Origin of the sequence: Candidatus Fusobacterium pullicola (assembly GCA_018883725.1) — a bacterium.
Lineage (GTDB): Bacteria > Fusobacteriota > Fusobacteriia > Fusobacteriales > Fusobacteriaceae > Fusobacterium_A > Fusobacterium_A pullicola.
Map to the genome: position 1 here is coordinate 1 of JAHLFN010000012.1, position 16923 is coordinate 16923.

General features: G+C 28.4%; 11 protein-coding genes, 1 other RNA gene and 2 pseudogenes. 4 read left to right on the plus strand and 10 right to left on the minus strand.

Annotated elements, in window-relative coordinates; translation table 11 throughout:
- Positions 1-230: 230 nt before the first annotated feature.
- The gene (gene guaA, locus IAA47_00955; protein ID MBU3841566.1) at positions 231-1769 is read right to left on the minus strand and encodes a glutamine-hydrolyzing GMP synthase; all 1539 of its coding nucleotides are present in this window, start codon (positions 1767-1769) and stop codon (positions 231-233) included.
- 111 nt (positions 1770-1880) lie between these two features.
- The gene (locus IAA47_00960) at positions 1881-2681 is read right to left on the minus strand and encodes a Cof-type HAD-IIB family hydrolase (GenBank protein MBU3841567.1); all 801 of its coding nucleotides are present in this window, start codon (positions 2679-2681) and stop codon (positions 1881-1883) included.
- Between the two features lie 258 nt (positions 2682-2939).
- Between IAA47_00960 and IAA47_00965 the strand changes: the two genes are divergently transcribed.
- Positions 2940-4172 carry a hypothetical protein gene (locus IAA47_00965; protein MBU3841568.1) on the plus strand — a complete coding sequence of 411 codons (1233 nt, stop codon included), beginning with the start codon at positions 2940-2942 and terminating at the stop codon, positions 4170-4172.
- 131 nt (positions 4173-4303) lie between these two features.
- Here the strand turns inward: IAA47_00965 and IAA47_00970 are convergent.
- The 8 genes and pseudogenes from IAA47_00970 to pssA form a co-directional block, all read right to left on the minus strand.
- Positions 4304-4657, minus strand: a pseudogene (locus tag IAA47_00970) (pyruvate ferredoxin oxidoreductase).
- Positions 4656-5156 (minus strand): annotated as a pseudogene (locus tag IAA47_00975) (2-oxoacid:acceptor oxidoreductase family protein). The pseudogenes IAA47_00970 and IAA47_00975 overlap by 2 nt, the downstream one beginning before the upstream one ends.
- A 111-nt stretch (positions 5157-5267) precedes the next feature.
- Entirely contained in the window at positions 5268-6458 is a 1191-nt protein-coding gene (locus tag IAA47_00980; GenBank protein MBU3841569.1) for a dicarboxylate/amino acid:cation symporter, read from the minus strand.
- Between the two features lie 40 nt (positions 6459-6498).
- Positions 6499-7701: a threonine ammonia-lyase gene (locus IAA47_00985; GenBank protein ID MBU3841570.1), complete on the minus strand. Its 1203-nt coding sequence runs from the start codon at positions 7699-7701 to the stop codon at positions 6499-6501.
- Positions 7702-8106: 405 nt separating this feature from the next.
- Positions 8107-9885, minus strand: a complete 1779-nt coding sequence (locus IAA47_00990) for an aminopeptidase P family protein (protein ID MBU3841571.1) — start codon at positions 9883-9885, stop codon at positions 8107-8109.
- Between the two features lie 13 nt (positions 9886-9898).
- On the minus strand, positions 9899-11725 hold the full coding sequence (glmS, locus tag IAA47_00995) for a glutamine--fructose-6-phosphate transaminase (isomerizing) (GenBank protein MBU3841572.1): 1827 nt from the start codon (positions 11723-11725) through the stop codon (positions 9899-9901).
- 304 nt (positions 11726-12029) lie between these two features.
- The gene (rpoN, locus tag IAA47_01000) at positions 12030-13259 is read right to left on the minus strand and encodes an RNA polymerase factor sigma-54 (protein ID MBU3841573.1); all 1230 of its coding nucleotides are present in this window, start codon (positions 13257-13259) and stop codon (positions 12030-12032) included.
- Positions 13260-13329: 70 nt separating this feature from the next.
- The gene (gene pssA / locus IAA47_01005) at positions 13330-14103 is read right to left on the minus strand and encodes a CDP-diacylglycerol--serine O-phosphatidyltransferase (protein ID MBU3841574.1); all 774 of its coding nucleotides are present in this window, start codon (positions 14101-14103) and stop codon (positions 13330-13332) included.
- 163 nt (positions 14104-14266) lie between these two features.
- Between pssA and IAA47_01010 the strand changes: the two genes are divergently transcribed.
- From IAA47_01010 to ffs, 3 genes are all read left to right on the plus strand, one after another.
- Positions 14267-15040, plus strand: a complete 774-nt coding sequence (locus tag IAA47_01010) for an RNA-binding protein (protein ID MBU3841575.1) — start codon at positions 14267-14269, stop codon at positions 15038-15040.
- Between the two features lie 23 nt (positions 15041-15063).
- Entirely contained in the window at positions 15064-16752 is a 1689-nt protein-coding gene (locus IAA47_01015; protein ID MBU3841576.1) for a hypothetical protein, read from the plus strand.
- Between the two features lie 62 nt (positions 16753-16814).
- An RNA gene (gene ffs, locus IAA47_01020) (signal recognition particle sRNA small type) lies at positions 16815-16913 on the plus strand.
- The last annotated feature ends 10 nt before the right edge of the window (positions 16914-16923 follow it).

Here is a 16923-nt window from a genome sequence, read left to right on the forward strand (position 1 = left end):
TTTCATAATGGTTCACCTCCTAATCAAAAAAGTACTTAAATAGTATATCATATTTTTGGCAACAAAAAAAGACCTTCTTCAAATTTTTTGAAGAAAGTCTTAGTTTTTTAATTATAGACCTGAGTAGTTACGAAAAAATTTAATATTTTTCTAATTTTTATTGTAAGCCCATTTTGAGCCCAGCATTTTCAAAACACATTGATTTTATTACTTTTATAAGGGTATTGCAACTATTCCCATTCAATAGTTGCAGGTGGCTTAGATGAGATATCATAAGTTAATCTATTGATACCTTTTACCTCATTTAAAATTCTATTTGATACTCTTTCTAAGAAATCAAATGGTAAATGAGACCAAGTTGCTGTCATGAAATCTATTGTATTAGCAGATCTTAATACAGCAGTATACTCATAAGTTCTTTCGTCTCCCATTACTCCAACAGATTTAACTGGTAATAATACTACGAAAGCTTGGCTTACTTTATTGTATAGGTCAGCTTTTCTTAACTCTTCGATAAATATATCATCAGCCTCTCTTAAAATATCAGCCTTTTGCTTGTCTACCTCTCCTAGTATTCTTATTCCTAGTCCTGGTCCTGGGAATGGATGTCTATCAACCATATGATCTGGTATTCCTAACTCTCTTCCAACTTTTCTAACCTCATCTTTGAAAAGCTCTCTTAATGGCTCAAGAAGTTTGAATTTCATATCTTCAGGAAGTCCACCAACATTGTGGTGAGATTTTATAGTCATAGATGGTCCTTTTACAGACATAGATTCAATAACATCTGGATATATAGTTCCTTGTGCTAGGAATTCAACATCTGTTAATTTTGCTGCCTCTTCATCGAAAACTTCTATAAACTCTTTTCCTATTATTTTTCTCTTAGCTTCTGGATCAGATACTCCTGCTAATTTAGATAGGAATCTCTCTTCAGCATCTACACATTTTATATTCATATGGAAGTTTTCTCCATATACTTCCATTACTTTTTTAGCTTCATCTTTTCTTAAAAGTCCAGTATCTACGAAGATACAAGTTAATTGATCTCCTATTGCTCTATGAATAAGAGTAGCAGCAACAGATGAGTCAACTCCTCCAGAAAGTCCTAATAATACTTTCTTATCTCCTACTGTTTCTCTGATATTTTTTATAGTTTCTTCTATATAGTTACCCATAGACCAGTTTTGTTCACAACCAGCTACATTAAATACGAAATTTTTAAGCATTTGTGTTCCGTGCTCAGAGTGAGTTACTTCAGCATGGAATTGGATACAATAAGTGTTTAACTCTTTATTATATGTAGCAGCTACACAAGAATCTGTATGTCCTATTTGAACAAATCCAGGTGCCATTTTTGTTACATGGTCATTATGACTCATCCAAACTTTAGAATTATTTGGTATTCCTTGAAAAAGAGGACTGTCTACATCATCGATAATAAGTTCTGCTTTACCAAACTCTTGTTTATCAGCTCTAGCAACTTCTCCACCCATTAAGTGTGTAGTTAATTGCATTCCATAACAAATTCCTAATACAGGTATTCCTTGATGGTATAACTCTTTACTTATTGTTGGTGCTCCTTCTAAATATACAGAAGCAGGTCCCCCAGATAGAATAATTCCTTTTGGTTTTCTTTCAAGTATTTTATCTAAAGGTTCAAAGTAAGGAACAACTTCAGCATAAACACCCATTTCTCTGACTCTTCTAGCAATCAATTGATTGTATTGAGAACCAAAGTCTAGTATAACAATACTATTTTTTTTCATTTTAACCTCCATATTTAAAATAAAAGGGCTAATAGCCCATTAATAACTTAAAATTTCTTCTTCTTTTACCTCTTAATTATTTATAAATTCTATCATAATTTAGAAAATGTGTCAAAAGAAATATTTCTTTAAAAATTTGGCTACACCATTATTGTCATTTGTATCAGTTACATATTTTACCTTACTTTTTAACTCTAAATCAGAGTTACCCATAGCCACTCCATACCCTACTACTGTCAACATCTCCAAATCATTATTAGCATCTCCAAAAGCTACACACTCTTCTACTGAAATATCATAATTTTTTAAAACTTTTTCCAATATTAAACCTTTATTTACATTTTTATTCAAAATTTCAAATAAAAATTTTTGAGATTTTGCTGTATATACATTATTTCCAAATACTCTTTTTAATTCATTACAAAACTCATTAAACTCTTTTGAATTATTCATATCTTGAATAGTAATTTTGGTCATATTATAATCTTCAAAAGTATCAAAAGATTTTTTTATAGGTGTTAAACCTGTATGTTTTGCATAATGCTGTGTTTCAAGACTTTCTAAATTTTCTACATACCACTTATTATCTTGATATAAATTTATATGAAATCCTCTTTCCTTTCCTAATTCAATTACTTTTTTAGAAATTTTTTCTTCTAGTGGTAATTCAAAAACAACTTCATCATTTTTATAGTCTACAACTTTAGCTCCATTATAGGCTATGATATAACTATCTATTCCTAACTCCGTTACAAAAGGCTTTGCTGATACATATGTTCTTCCTGTAACTATAAATATTTTAACTCCTTTATTTTCCAAATACTTTAACACAGTCTTGTTAATATCTGAAATTTTCTTTTCTGATGTAAGTAATGTTCCATCTAAGTCTAGTGCTATAGCTTTTATTTTCATAATATTCACCTCACAAACTTACAAACTCCCTTTTAATAAATTATAATATTTTATATACTAAATATCAATAAAATTTTTTACTTATTTCTATTAATATTTTTATATATTCTTCAAAAAATATTTTTATTTTTTATTTTTTATAAATTTTACTTCATAAACATATTAAAAAACTATACATTTTTAAAAAAATAATATATAATATTTATGATATACTTAAAATTTACTATATTAAAATTTTAAATCAACAGGGGGAATATTATGTTTTTATCACCAGAGGAAAAACTGTTAAGACTAAGAAAAAAATATAAAATTACTCAAGGAGAATTAGTAGGAGATGACATTACTAGAGTTTTTCTAGGAATGATTGAAATTGGAAAAAGATCCTTGACAGAAAAAACAGCTAAATTATTATGTAAAAATTTTCATAAAATTTTCGAAGAAAGAGGAATAAAAGATAAAATATCTTTAGATGAACTTATGAAAACTAAAGAGGAACAAGCTCTTGAATTTTTAAATAATATGTTAATGAGTGAAATAAATATAAGTAATGAAAATCTATGGATAATAGAAGAGGCTCTTTATGAGCTTGAACCTAGAGAAAGAAGTGAATTTTGTGAAAAACTTTATATAAGATTTAAAAATAGAGCTAGATATACACTTGCAAGAGAATATCTACTTAAATCATTTCATGGAATTAGAAAAGTTAAAAATCTCTTAGAAAAATTAAATGATATGTTCTTTATTTGTGAGCAACTTAATGACCCACAAGGTTCTATCTACACATATAAAAAATTTTCATCATGGCTTCCTAAGGAAAAACTAAATCCTGAAACTGAAAAATTAAAGTATTCTTATGCTAAATCTTTAGTTGATGCTAAAGAATATGAAGAAGCTTTAAAAGTTATAAATTTTCTATATAAAAAAACTAAAAATGATGAAACCCTTTATTTAATTAGAAATTTAATGGCTAGAATTTATAAAGAAGAAAATAAATTTGAAGAAGCGATTAAAGAATACTCTTCTCTTGCAAAAAGAAAAACTAATAAAGAAAAATGTTTAGCATACTGTGAAATTATCAAAATTGCCTTAAAAATTTCAGATCAAGAGCTTATAAAAAAATATTATGAAAAATGTAAAAATATTGTTTCTGATTATACAGATTCTGATTTAGAATTTTTAAATATTTTTTGTACTTTAGCAAGAGGAGCTCATAATCTTGGAAAATTAAAAGATGCTAAATCTTACTATATGGAAGCCTTAGTTATAGGAAGATCTCTTAAAAATATGGAAGAAGAAAGAATTAATATTATTGGAGAATTGTTTGATGTATTGGACAAAAGTGATTTTTACTCCGCTCAAAGTATTGAATTAGAATATTTAGATCTTATAAAATCTAAATCTACTCCAAATATAACTCTCAAGATTTTGAATTATTACAAAAATATTCTACCTAATGAACTTCCATATAAATTAGAATTGTTTTTAAAATAATTTAAACAAACAACAAAACTAAGAATTACCTTTTTATATTCTATAAAATTTATTAATTGAAGCTTATTGAATAAAAAGACACCACTATTCGTTTAAATAGTTGTGTCTTTTTAATTCATATATAAATAGTATTATCTATCTAATTCTTCTCCACATCTTTTTAATAATCTTTCCCATTTCAAATCTACATTTGCTTGTATTCTATCTATTATATGTCTATTTTCTGGTTTAAATAGATGTTTAAATCTGCCTTGTTTTTTCAAAAACTCTTCGATTGGAAGTTTTTTCTTTGGTCTATATGTTAATTTCCACTCACCATTTATAACTTCAAATAGTGGCCAATAGCAAGTTTCCACAGCTAATCTACAAATTTCCATCAAATCTTCACTCTCATATCTCCAACCTCTTGGGCAAGGAGCTAATATATTTAAAAAAGCTGCCCCTTCTGTATAGATAGCTTTTTCTGCCTTTTCATGTAAATCTTTTATGTTTAAATGAGTCCTCCATAGCCTTTAAAAACTCTTTCTCTTCCATGACTCCACTCACTTTTACAACTGCTCCAAGCATTGGTGTATTTGGGAAATTTTTTCCTAATGTTTCTTCAGATATTGTTCTAGCATCACAAGTAAATACTTTTCCCTTATATCCCTTTAAAAAAGGGATATAATCTGAAGCTGATCTAGAAGAATTAATAATTATAGCTCCATCTTCCTTTAATCCTTTTGTAACATCTACACTTTCTATAAGTGTTTCATCAACTACAACTACAAAATCTGGTTCATAAATATTTGAATGGACTCTTACTGGATTTTTAAAAATACGATTATATGCCGTTATTGGAGCTCCCATTCTTTCAGGTCCATATTCTGGAAAACCTTGTACATACATACCACCACTAAATGCAGCATCTGCAAGAAGCAAAGAGGCTGTCTTAGCTCCCTGTCCACCTCTTCCATGCCATCTAATTTCAAATATTTCTCTCATATCCTACCTTCCTTTCATCTTAGATAGCTCCAAATTTATTAGGAGCTATCTAATTTCATACTTACAATCTACCTAATAATGTCTTTTATTATTGTTATCCTACTTCTTATTCTATTCTGTTCTATTCTCTACTTTTTTCCCTAATTTAAATCCAGCTATTTTATTTACCATTATAGCTATTGCTCCGTCTCCTGTTACATTACATGCAGTTCCAAAACTATCCTGTGTTAAATAAAGAGCTATCATTAAAGATTGTAACTCTGGTCCAAATCCTAACATACTCTCTAATAATCCAAGAGCTGCCATAACTGCTCCTCCTGGTACTCCTGGAGCAGCAACCATTGTTACTCCTAACATTAATATGAAGCCAAACATTCCTGAAAATGTTATTGGCATTCCATTTAACATCATCACAGCCATAGAACAACTTACTAAAGTAATTGTACTTCCAGATAAGTGAATTGTTGCACATAAAGGAATTGTAAAGTCTGCTATACCATCATTAACCCCATTTTCTTTAGTTTGTCTTAAAGTTACTGGAATAGTCGCTGCTGATGACTGTGTTCCAATTGCTGTAAAATAAGCAGGCAACATTTTTCTTATTAAAACTATAGAATTAGCACTACTTAAAGTCCCTGCTACTGTATATTGAATTAATAAAATTATATAGTGTAATATTATAATTATTCCAAATACTTTGGCAAATACTGACATTATTTTTACAATTTCTCCTGCATAAGTCATATTAGCAAATATTCCTGCTACATATAGTGGTAAAAATGGAATAATTATATTTGTTATGATTTTTTCTACTATTGTTTGTATTTCATTCATGAAGTTTTTTATTGTAGTTCCTTCTACAATTGCTATTCCTATCCCTAAAATAAAAGCCATTAATAAAGCTGTCATAACCCCCATAATAGGTGGCATCTCTACAGTAATATACCCACTTAATAGTCCAGCTTCAGGACTATTTTCTGCTATTGTCCCTAATGTACTTGGAAGTATTTTTTTTAATAAAACAGAGTTAGCAAAATAAGCAACACTACCTGATATAATTGTTGAACCATATGCCAATGCAGTTGTTATAGCTAATAATTTCCCAGCTTTTTTCCCAAGATCTCCAATACCTGGAGCTACGAAACCTATAATTATCAATGGTATTACAAATTGTAAAAAGTTACCAAATATTCCATTAAAGGTTATCATTAATCTCAGTAATGGTACAAACCCCACTTTTCCTAAAATAATTCCCACAATTAATCCTAATATAAGTCTTGGTAATAATCCTAATTTTTTCATAGTTGTCCACTTCCCTTTTATTTTTTAATATTTGTAGTTACTATTTCATTTCATATCCTGCTTCTTTAATTTTTTTAATAACCTCATCTCTATGCTCCATATCACTACATTCTATTACTAGTGTTACTTCCTGCATAGTTATTCCTAAATCTCCATTATACATACTTTGTGTTATGTGAAGTATATTTGCTCTACAAGATGTTAATAATCCTAAAAGTTTTTCTACTTCTCCAAATTTGTCTTGAATTTTTACTTTAAATTGGTATCTTCTTCCTTTATTAATTAAGGCTCTATTTAATACTCTTTCAATTAAATTAATATCAATATTTCCTCCCGAAACAACTGCACATGTTTTCTTTCCCTTACAATTAACTTTTCCAGCTAAAATAGCTGCTAATGGAGTAGCTCCTGCCCCTTCTGCTACAACCTTACTCTTTTCCATTAAAAATAGTATTGCATCTGCTATTTCAGCTTCTGAAACTGTTACTACCTCATCTACATATTTTTTTACTAATTCTAGAGTCTTACATCCAACTTTTCTTACAGCTATTCCATCTGCTATTGTAGGCTTTGCACATACTTCACAACACTCTCTTTTTTTTAGAGCTTCCGTCATTGAAGCTGCATTCTCAGATTCAACTCCTATAACTTTTATTTTAGGATTAATTGATTTTATAGCTATTGCTATTCCAGCTAAAATACCTCCTCCTCCAATAGGAACTACAACTGTATCTATATCTGGAGAGTCTTCTAAAATTTCTAATCCTATAGTCCCCTGACCTGCTATTACATATTCATCATCAAATGGATGTAAAAATACTGCTCCTGTAGCCTTTTGTATTTCACATGCCTTAGCAAAGGCATCATCATATACAGATCCACATAGTACAACTTCAGCTCCATATCCCTTTGTTGCTGTAACTTTAGCTATTGGTGCTGTTTCCGGCATAACAATTGTAGATTTTATCCCTTGAGCCGTAGCACCCAAAGCTATTCCTTGAGCATGATTTCCAGCTGATGAAGCAATTACTCCTCTTTTTTTCTCATCATCAGTTAAATTTGCTATTCTATTTAATGCTCCTCTTATTTTAAATGAACCTGTCTTTTGTAAATTTTCTAATTTAAAAAATACCTTTCCTCCTAATTCTTTTTCCAATGTAGGACACTCAACTAATGGTGTTCTCTTTATTGAGTTTTGAATTGTTTCCTTAGCTTTTTTTATAGTTTCTAATGTAACTTCCATATTAATTCCTCCCTTAGTTCTATACATTTAAAAAAGTTTTCAACCACTCTTATTATGATATAATTATATTCTTTTGTTATAATTTAGTCAAATTTAAAACAATAACTAAACAAAATAAGAAGTTATAAACATCAAATAAATATATAGTAATACTTTCTATCTTATATTAAATATATTATTTTTACTATTTTTTATTTTTTTAGTAAATTTTTCGTCTTTACTATCAAAAATAGCTGTTTTTATTCTAGAGACTTTTTTGTCTTTCCATTGAACTTTACTTATTTTACTTTTTTCTTTTATATGTTTATCATTAAAATAGTTAATTTTTTAATATTATTTTACATAAAAAAAGAGAAATTCCATAGTCATAAACAACTATACAAATTTCTCTTCTTATTTACTATATTAAATAGCTCTCGTATACTCTTTTAACCACTCTTTTTCCTCTAGAGTTAAATATGGTGATACTTTTTCATATACCATCTGATGATAATTATTTAAGTACTCAATCTCTTCCTTTGAAAGTAACTCTTTTATTACCCCATCTAGATCTAATGGAGCATATGTCATTGTTTCAAACTTCATAAATTGACCAAACTCTGTTTTTTCAGCCTTTTGAACAATTAATTCATTCTCTAATCTAATTCCATGAGAACCTGCTATATATACTCCTGGTTCATTTGTTACATTCATTCCCTCTTCAAGTACCTGTGGATTATATTGAACTCTTATCCCTTGTGGTCCTTCATGAACATTTAATAAAAACCCTACCCCATGACCTGTTCCACATTTGTAATCAATTCCTATATTCCATAAAGCTTGTCTTGCTAATATATCTAAATTTGTTCCTGTAACTCCATATAAAAATTTTACTTTTGATAAATTAATCATTCCCTTTAATACTAAAGTGAAGTGTTTCTTTAACTCTTCTGAACACTCTCCTAAAACAAAAGTTCTTGTTATATCAGTAGTTCCATCAAAATATTGTCCCCCTGAATCCACTAAAAATAAATTTTTAGCTTCCAATCTTCTATCAGTCTCAGGAGTTGATTTATAGTGCATCATTGCAGCATTAGACTCATAGGCTGCAATAGTGTCAAAACTAGGCTCAATATATAGTTCTTGCTCTTTTCTAAAACTCTCTAATTTTTGAGTTGCTGACATCTCTGTAATCTCTTCTTTTCCAATACTGTTTTTTAACCAATACATAAACTTCGTTACAGCTACCCCATCTTTTACGTGTGAATTTCTTAAGTTTTCAAGCTCTACTTTATTTTTACAAGCCTTCATTATCGTACTTGGGTTTGATCTATTGATAACTTTTATCTCTGGATTTAATTTTTTGAAAATAGTATAATTCACCTTATTTAAATCCATCATAATTATATTTGAGTTTGAAACTCTTTCCATATCCTCATATATTTCAAAGTAATCTCTTACCTCTACTCCATTTTTATAAAGATATTTCTCAACCTCACTATTTAATTTTTCTTCACCTATATATAGTACTGCCTTATCTACAGTTATTGCAGCATAAGCTAAATTTACAGGATTATTTTTTACATCATTTCCTCTTATATTAAATATCCATGCTATATCATCTAATGAAGTGATTATATTTACATCACAATTTTCCTCTTCTAAGATATTTCTTACTCTAGTTAATTTTTTTTCAACACTTTCACCAGTAAATTTTTCCTCTAAAACAAAAACTTGGCTAGCTGGTAAACTTGGTCTATCTCTCCAAATCTCTCCAACTAAATCAAACTCAAAATTAAAATTAACTTTTTTATCCTTAAATTTTGCTTCAAAATTTAATACCGTATTTGTTGCTAAAACTTTTCCATCAAATCCTAAAGTTTCTCCAGATTGAATGTTATTAACAATGTATTGTATAAAAGTTGGAACTCCCTCTTCTCCCATTTTAAATAGTGTTATTCCACTTCCTTGTAATTGTTTTTCCGCTTGAATAAAATATCTTCCATCTGTCCAAAGTCCAACTTCATTTTGAGTAACTACAACTGTTCCAGCTGATCCTGTAAACCCAGATATCCACTCTCTACCTTTGAAATAATCTCCAACATATTCACTTTGATGATAATCAGCTGAAGGAATAATGTAATAATCTATACCTCTCTCCTTCATTAACTCTTTTAACTTTGCAATTCTTTCTGTAATTTTCACAGTACCACCTCTTTTATTCTACTGTAACAGATTTTGCCAGATTTCTTGGCTTATCTACATCTAATCCCTTTTCTACTGCCGTATAATATGCTAAAAGTTGTAAAGAAATATTTGCAACTGTAGGAGCCAATATATCTTCCACATCATCTATAAGTATAATTTCATCTGAAATATCTGCTACATTCTTATATTTTTCTTTTGTTAATGCTATAACATATGCTCCTCTTGCTTTAACTTCTTTAATATTAGATATTATCTTTTCAATCATATCCTCTTGTGTTGCAATAGCAACTACCATTGTTCCCTCTTCTATTAAAGCTATCGTTCCATGTTTTAACTCCCCAGCTGAGAAAGCCTCTGTATGTATATATGTAATCTCTTTCATTTTTAGAGATCCCTCTCTACCACACTTATCGTCTATACCTCTACCTATAAAAAATCCATTTCTCTTATCTTTTATCTTATTAGCTATAGCTCTTATTTGCTCTTTTTTATCAATTACTTTTTTCACCTGATCTGATAGCATATGTATTGTATCTAAATAACTCTCATATTTATTACCATCAATTAACATTTTCTTTTCCCCAAAATAAAGAGCTAGAAGATAAAATAAAGTTACTTGAGCTGTATATGCCTTTGTTGAAGCAACCGATATCTCTGGTCCAGCTAAAGTATATATTACCATATCCGCCTCTCTAGAGATAGTAGATCCCAATACATTCGTTATAGCTAATGTTGTAGCTCCTTTTTCTTTTGCCATCTTCATAGCCATCAATGTATCTAAAGTTTCTCCAGATTGACTTATGAAGATCGCTAAAGTACTTTCATCAATAAAAGGATCACTATATCTAAATTCTGAAGCTATATCTACCTCTGTTTTTATCCCAGATATTTTTTTGAAGAAATAAGCTCCTTGAAGCCCAGCATGGTAAGCAGTTCCACAAGCAACAATATAGATCTCTTTTATTTTTGATATATCTAATTTTTTTAAAGATGAAGAGAAATCAACTTTTCCATTAGTATTCATATACACATCTAAAGTTTTTTCAATTACCTCTGGTTGCTCTTCTATCTCCTTTAACATAAAGTGTGGATATCCTCCCTTATTTGCTTGTTCCATATCCCACTCTATCTTAGATATTGCCTTTTCTAATTTTTTTCCTTGAGAATCATAAACACTCACTCTATCCTTCTCAACAATCGCCATTTCACTATTATCTAAAAATATAACTTCTCTAGTATATTTTAAAATAGCTGGAACATCTGAAGCAATAAAATTCTTTCCTTTTCCTAAGCCAATAATTAGAGGACTCTCTTTTCTTACGCACACCAATCTATCTGGATTCTCTCTCTCAATTATTCCTAAAGCATAACTTCCTCTTATTCTTTCAGTTACTTTTCTTAAAGTTGATAACATATCTCCATCATAATGTTTAGAAAATAGGTGAGCTACTACTTCACTATCTGTTTGAGAGGTAAATATATATCCCTCTTTAGTTAGCTCCTCTTTTAACTCTAAATAATTTTCAATAATACCATTATGTACTACAGCAACTTTCCTATCTGAACTAAAATGAGGATGAGAATTTCCATCAGTTGGATTTCCGTGAGTTGCCCATCTAGTATGACCTATACCAATATAAGCACTCTCCTCTTTTCCTTTTAATGCGTTTCTTAAATTTTCCAATTTACCACTTTTCTTTTCAATAAAGATCTTCCCATTTTCAATGATAGCTAAACCTGCAGAGTCATATCCTCTATATTCAAGTTTACTTAACCCATCTAGGATTACCTCCATTGCTCTTTGTTCATCTCCTACATAACCAATTATTCCGCACATACGAATCCTCCTATATATATTTAATTTTCAATGTTCATAGGAGATTGCTACTTATTACCCCTTTGTCCTTTAAGTTGTCTTAAAGTTTTGTACTGGTAATGGCTGTAACCACCTCTGGAGTATCCGCCGAATTTTCGATAAACTCCAGTCCTCGTCAACTTACTTTAGAAAGAACTTTTAAAATAAAATTTCTTCTCTAAATAAGCTCTGGCGCTCTTAAATTTAATCTCCTGCTGTGTTCTATTATAACTGATAAAAAAAAGCTGGTCAAGTATTATTTTTTCCAGCTTTTATCTCCATATATTTACTTTTTTCTATCTCTTGTTGATCCAAAACCTAACTCTTCTCTATATTTAGTAACTGTTCTTCTTGCTACTATATAGCCCTTATCTTTTAAATAAATCGAAATTCTTTCATCAGATATTGGATTTTTTTTGTTTTCCTTATTTATAAGTTCTTCTATTATTTTTTTTATTTTTATTTTTTTACTATCAATTATAAATAAAGATTTTATTGAAATAATACCTTGAGGAGTGTCTAAATATTTATCTTTTATAGCTCTTGATATTGTAGATTCATGTAAGTTTAATTCTGTAGCTATATCCTTTAATATTAAAGTATGTAAAAAGTTTTCCCCTCTAAAAAAGTAATCCCTTTGTTTTTTTATAAGAAATTCTAATATTTTAGTTAGAGTTTGATATCTTTTTTCTAAACATTTTACTATATTAATAGCTGTATTTATAAATTTTTTATCACTTGCTAAGCTTTCTGAATAATATGAATTAACACTTACTTTTGGAATAACTCCCTCATTTATTTTAAAAACTAACTCTCCGTTTTTTACCTCTATTTTAGCTTCTGGCACAACATAGTTACTAGTTGTATCTATTCTATACCCTCTAGCAGGTATAGGAGTTAATGTCTTTATCAACCTTATATAATCTAGTATTTTATTTTCATCAATCTTTAATTCTTGAGCTATTATTGAATAATTTTGATTAGCTACTTCTTCCAAATAATATTCAATCAAAGTAAAAAGTTTTTCATCATATATCCCTTTATTTCTCAATTGAATTTTTAAACAATCTTTTAAATTTTCAGCTCCAATTCCTATTGGATCTAAAGTGTATATAATTTCAAATGCTTCATTTAATTCTTGCATATTTATCTTTAATAATTTTTTTAACTCCACTTTTGAAATAGCCAAATAACCTCTTGAATCTAAATTATTAACTATAAATATACATATCTTTTTAATTTTTTTTGAAAGTTGCAAATATCCTATTTGTTCCTCTAGATAATCAAACAAAGTCTCCTCTTTAGTTACAAAATCTAAAGGTGAATACTCCTCTTCTGATACCCCTTTAGTTGAGAAAGTACTATATGATATCTCAATAGCTGGATTGATAGTAGCCTCTTTCTCTAGGTACTCCCTTAACTGTGATGAAGACATTTGCAATATGTTCATTGAAATTTTCATCTCTTGTGTCAATACTAATTTTGTTTCCTGTTTAAGCTTTAAAGAAAAATCCAAATAAAATCCCCCTCTATCTTTTCATAAAAATAAGGTTGTTACAAACCACTAATTGTAACAACCCTATTATCTATTTCTTATCTTCCTCAATTTTAACTTTTTCTTCGACTACATCTACTAACTCTTCATCACTATCATCATTTGAGTTGTCAAATATCTTAGTTACATAACTCATTAAGTTTATAATAACATAGAAGAATGATACAATAAAAAGACTATATTTTAATGTCACTATAACTATTACAATAAATAATCCAGCAAACTTTTTAGGGATAAAAGAAAATGATTTATCTGGAGTTTTAAACTTTATTGTACTTACCATTAATATTGCAGCTATTATAGTTATTGCCATAAAAATATCTAAATGAAAAAGATTTATATCAAAATTCTTTTGTAAATAGTAACAAATTAAGTAATATGAACAAACCATTGCCGCAGCATTTGGAATTGGCATACCACTGAAATCTCCTTTTTCGTTTGAAGCCACAGTTATAATGTTAAATTTTACCAGTCTCATAACTCCACAAAGTGCATAGATAAAAGATACAGGTACAATAAAGGCACTAGCAGATGCATATTGCATTAAGATTGAATAAACTAAGATACTTGGAGCTAAACCGAAAGATATAGCATCACAAAATGAGTCAAACTCCTTTCCAAATTCACTAAACGCATCTAACTTTCTTGCTGTTTTTCCATCTAATCCATCACAAACCATTGCTAATATAATGAACCAAATTGCTTGTATAAAGTTTCCTTTAATAGAAGCAGTAATACTTAAATATCCTAAAAACATATTAGCCGCTGTAATTGCATTAGGAGCAATATATTTTCTTTTTACCATTTTATTTCATCTCCCTTAAAAACTATTATCTGTAAATTTTAGCATAAAAAAAAATTTTTTTCAATATTAAAAGAAAAGAATAAATTTGTAAAAATAGTTTGATATTTTGATAAAAATCCTATAAAATCATCATATAGACGTTTTATTGAAAGGAGATACATTTTTGGATAGAAAAAAATTTCAAAATATGTTTACAGAGGTTGATGAATTTTTAATAGCTGCTATTTGTGATGATATTGAACTCTGTGAGGAGATTGAATATCCTGTATATAGCAAGTATTTTTATCCACCTCAAATATGTAAAAAATTATCTGAACTCAATTTAGGAAATATAGAATTTATTTTATGTGGATTAAATGAAAATTGTGAAAAAAATATGGTAGCTATCACGCCAAAATCTTTTCCAAAAGATGAGTTGATGTTCCCAGTAAAATTTTTCAAAATTACTAATAAATCTAAATTTAAACCTCTTGAACATAAGCATTATTTAGGAACTATAATGTCACTTGGAGTTAAAAGGGAGCTTATTGGTGATCTAATTGTAGAAGGTAATATCTGCTATGGAATAGCTGATGATGAGATTTTTAATTTTCTCTCTACAAACCTTACAGAGATTGCTAAAAATCCAGTTACTTTTGAAGAGAGTGATAAAGAGGAGATCCCAGAATTTAAATTTCAAGAGATTACCGATAGTGTTAGCTCGCTGAGATTGGATAATATAATAGCTGCAGCTATTAATAATTCAAGGAGTAAAAGTTTAGAGTTAATAGAAGCTGGAGAAGTTTCTATTAATTATACTGTCTCTAAAGATAAAAGTTTATTATTAAAAGAAGGGGATATCATAAGTGTAAAAAAGAAAGGAAAATTTATTTTTGATAAACTGATTGGAGAAAATAAAAAGGGGAAATACAAAGTTTTAATAAAAAAGTTTGTATAATTTATTAAGAGGTGAAATGTTTTATGAAAAAGAAAATAGGTATAATATTTGGAGTAATTTTTATTATTCTGTCTGGAGTATATCTATCTAGAAATTATATTATAAAAATGGTTTTAGAAAATAAACTTACAGAGATCAACAAAGGACAGGTAGATATTGGAAAAGTAGATTTCTCTCCATTTTCTAAAAAAATAGTTATCAATAATATAGATATTACTAGTAGAAAAGATGGAATGAAAAATTTTGTATCAATTGGAAAGTTTGAAACAGATTATGACATTTACTTTAAAGAGAAAAAAATTCTTGTAAGTAAGGCTGATTTTGAAAATGTACAATTTATGACTCCAAGAGAGGAGAATGGAAGCACAGGATTTGTTGTAGAAGAGGAAAATAAAGTTATTGTAAAACCTTCAAGTACAGAGGAAGATAAGGATGATAACGTTCAAGATTTAGAGGAACTTATAAAAGCTAGAGCTCTTGTAAATAAAATGACACTTGAAAATATCCTTAAATCTCAATATGAGATAGCAGAAAATAATCTTAAAGAAAAAAAGGAATACTGGGAAAAAAGAATAAATAGATTAGAGAAAAAACCAGAATACATTATTCTTAAACAAAATTATAAAAAAATATCTCAAGAAAAGAATCCATTGAAAATAATTAGAATGGAGAAAGAGATTAAAAATATGATTACCTCTTTTAAAACTTTAAGTAAAGAGTTTCTAAAAGATAAAGAAAATATGAAATCTGATTTTAACAGTATTGTAAGTGTTAATAATATGAATATTAATCTTGAAGATACAGTTAATGAGTTAGTTGGTAGAGGTGAATTTGTAATCACAGATCTTGATTCTATTATAAACTATTATCTTAATGAAATTTATGGTGAAAAAATTAAAAATATGGTTGTCAAATATAGAAATATTATGAGAGAAATTGAATTAAGAAGGGAAGAAGATAAAAAAGCTCAAGATAAATGGGAAATTTTTGCTGAAGAGATAGATATCACATCTAATATATATGGTATTGAACTAAATGGTCAGATTAAAAATATCTCAAGTAGACTTTCTAGAAATAAGACAAATATTGATCTATATCTAAGTGCTGACTCTCAATTTAGTCATGGAGAAGCATATGGTTATATCAACCTTAGCAAAATCCAAGGTAAATTTGATATAAAAATATCTAATTTTAACTTTAAAGATTTAGAAGATATGGATGTTCTTTATAATTATGTAACTAATGGAGAAGCAGCTCTTGTTAAAGAGGTTTTACTAAGCAGAGATAACATAGATATTCAAGGTAATGTTGAAGTACAGAAAATGACACTCAATGAAAAAGAGATTACTAACAAACTTAATATAAAAGAGCCTCTTCTAAGAACAATGATCTCTCCATTACTAAAAGAATTAAGAAGTGGAAATATCAACTATGGTTATAACTCTTTAGACGAAAAATTGGTTATTAAAAGTGACCTTTCTGAAAGAATAATGGAAGTTTTAAATGATAGAAATGGTAGTGTTAAGAAAAAAATTATTGAAAATATGGTAGACGAAGGAAAAGCTCAAATACAAAATTATAAAGCTACTCTTGATGAAAACAATGAAGATACTTTAAAAGAGTTACAAAATAATTTGGATGAAAAATCTAAGTACTTAAATAAAGTTCAAGAAATAATAGATAAATTTAATATTGATGGAATATTCAAATAATATTTAGAAAAAATTATTGACGTAATTTGAATTTATTGATATAATGAATTGTCATGGAAATCATAGAGGAGTCTTATGGCGTAATAGTATCGAACCGTGTCAGGTCTGGAAGGAAGCAGCACTAAGGTATTTATTGCGGGTATAGGATATACTTCTTTGGTTTTCATGGCT

Excerpts from the sequence above, each read along its gene's own strand:
- guaA (MBU3841566.1), bottom strand. The coding sequence starts at position 1,769 with ATGAAAAAAAATAGTATTGTTATACTAGACTTTGGTTCTCAATACAAT.
- IAA47_00960 (MBU3841567.1), bottom strand. The coding sequence starts at position 2,681 with ATGAAAATAAAAGCTATAGCACTAGACTTAGATGGAACATTACTTACA.
- IAA47_00965 (MBU3841568.1), top strand. The coding sequence starts at position 2,940 with ATGTTTTTATCACCAGAGGAAAAACTGTTAAGACTAAGAAAAAAATAT.
- IAA47_00980 (MBU3841569.1), bottom strand. The coding sequence starts at position 6,458 with ATGAAAAAATTAGGATTATTACCAAGACTTATATTAGGATTAATTGTG.
- IAA47_00985 (MBU3841570.1), bottom strand. The coding sequence starts at position 7,701 with ATGGAAGTTACATTAGAAACTATAAAAAAAGCTAAGGAAACAATTCAA.
- glmS (MBU3841572.1), bottom strand. The coding sequence starts at position 11,725 with ATGTGCGGAATAATTGGTTATGTAGGAGATGAACAAAGAGCAATGGAG.
- pssA (MBU3841574.1), bottom strand. The coding sequence starts at position 14,103 with ATGGTAAAAAGAAAATATATTGCTCCTAATGCAATTACAGCGGCTAAT.
- IAA47_01015 (MBU3841576.1), top strand. The coding sequence starts at position 15,064 with ATGAAAAAGAAAATAGGTATAATATTTGGAGTAATTTTTATTATTCTG.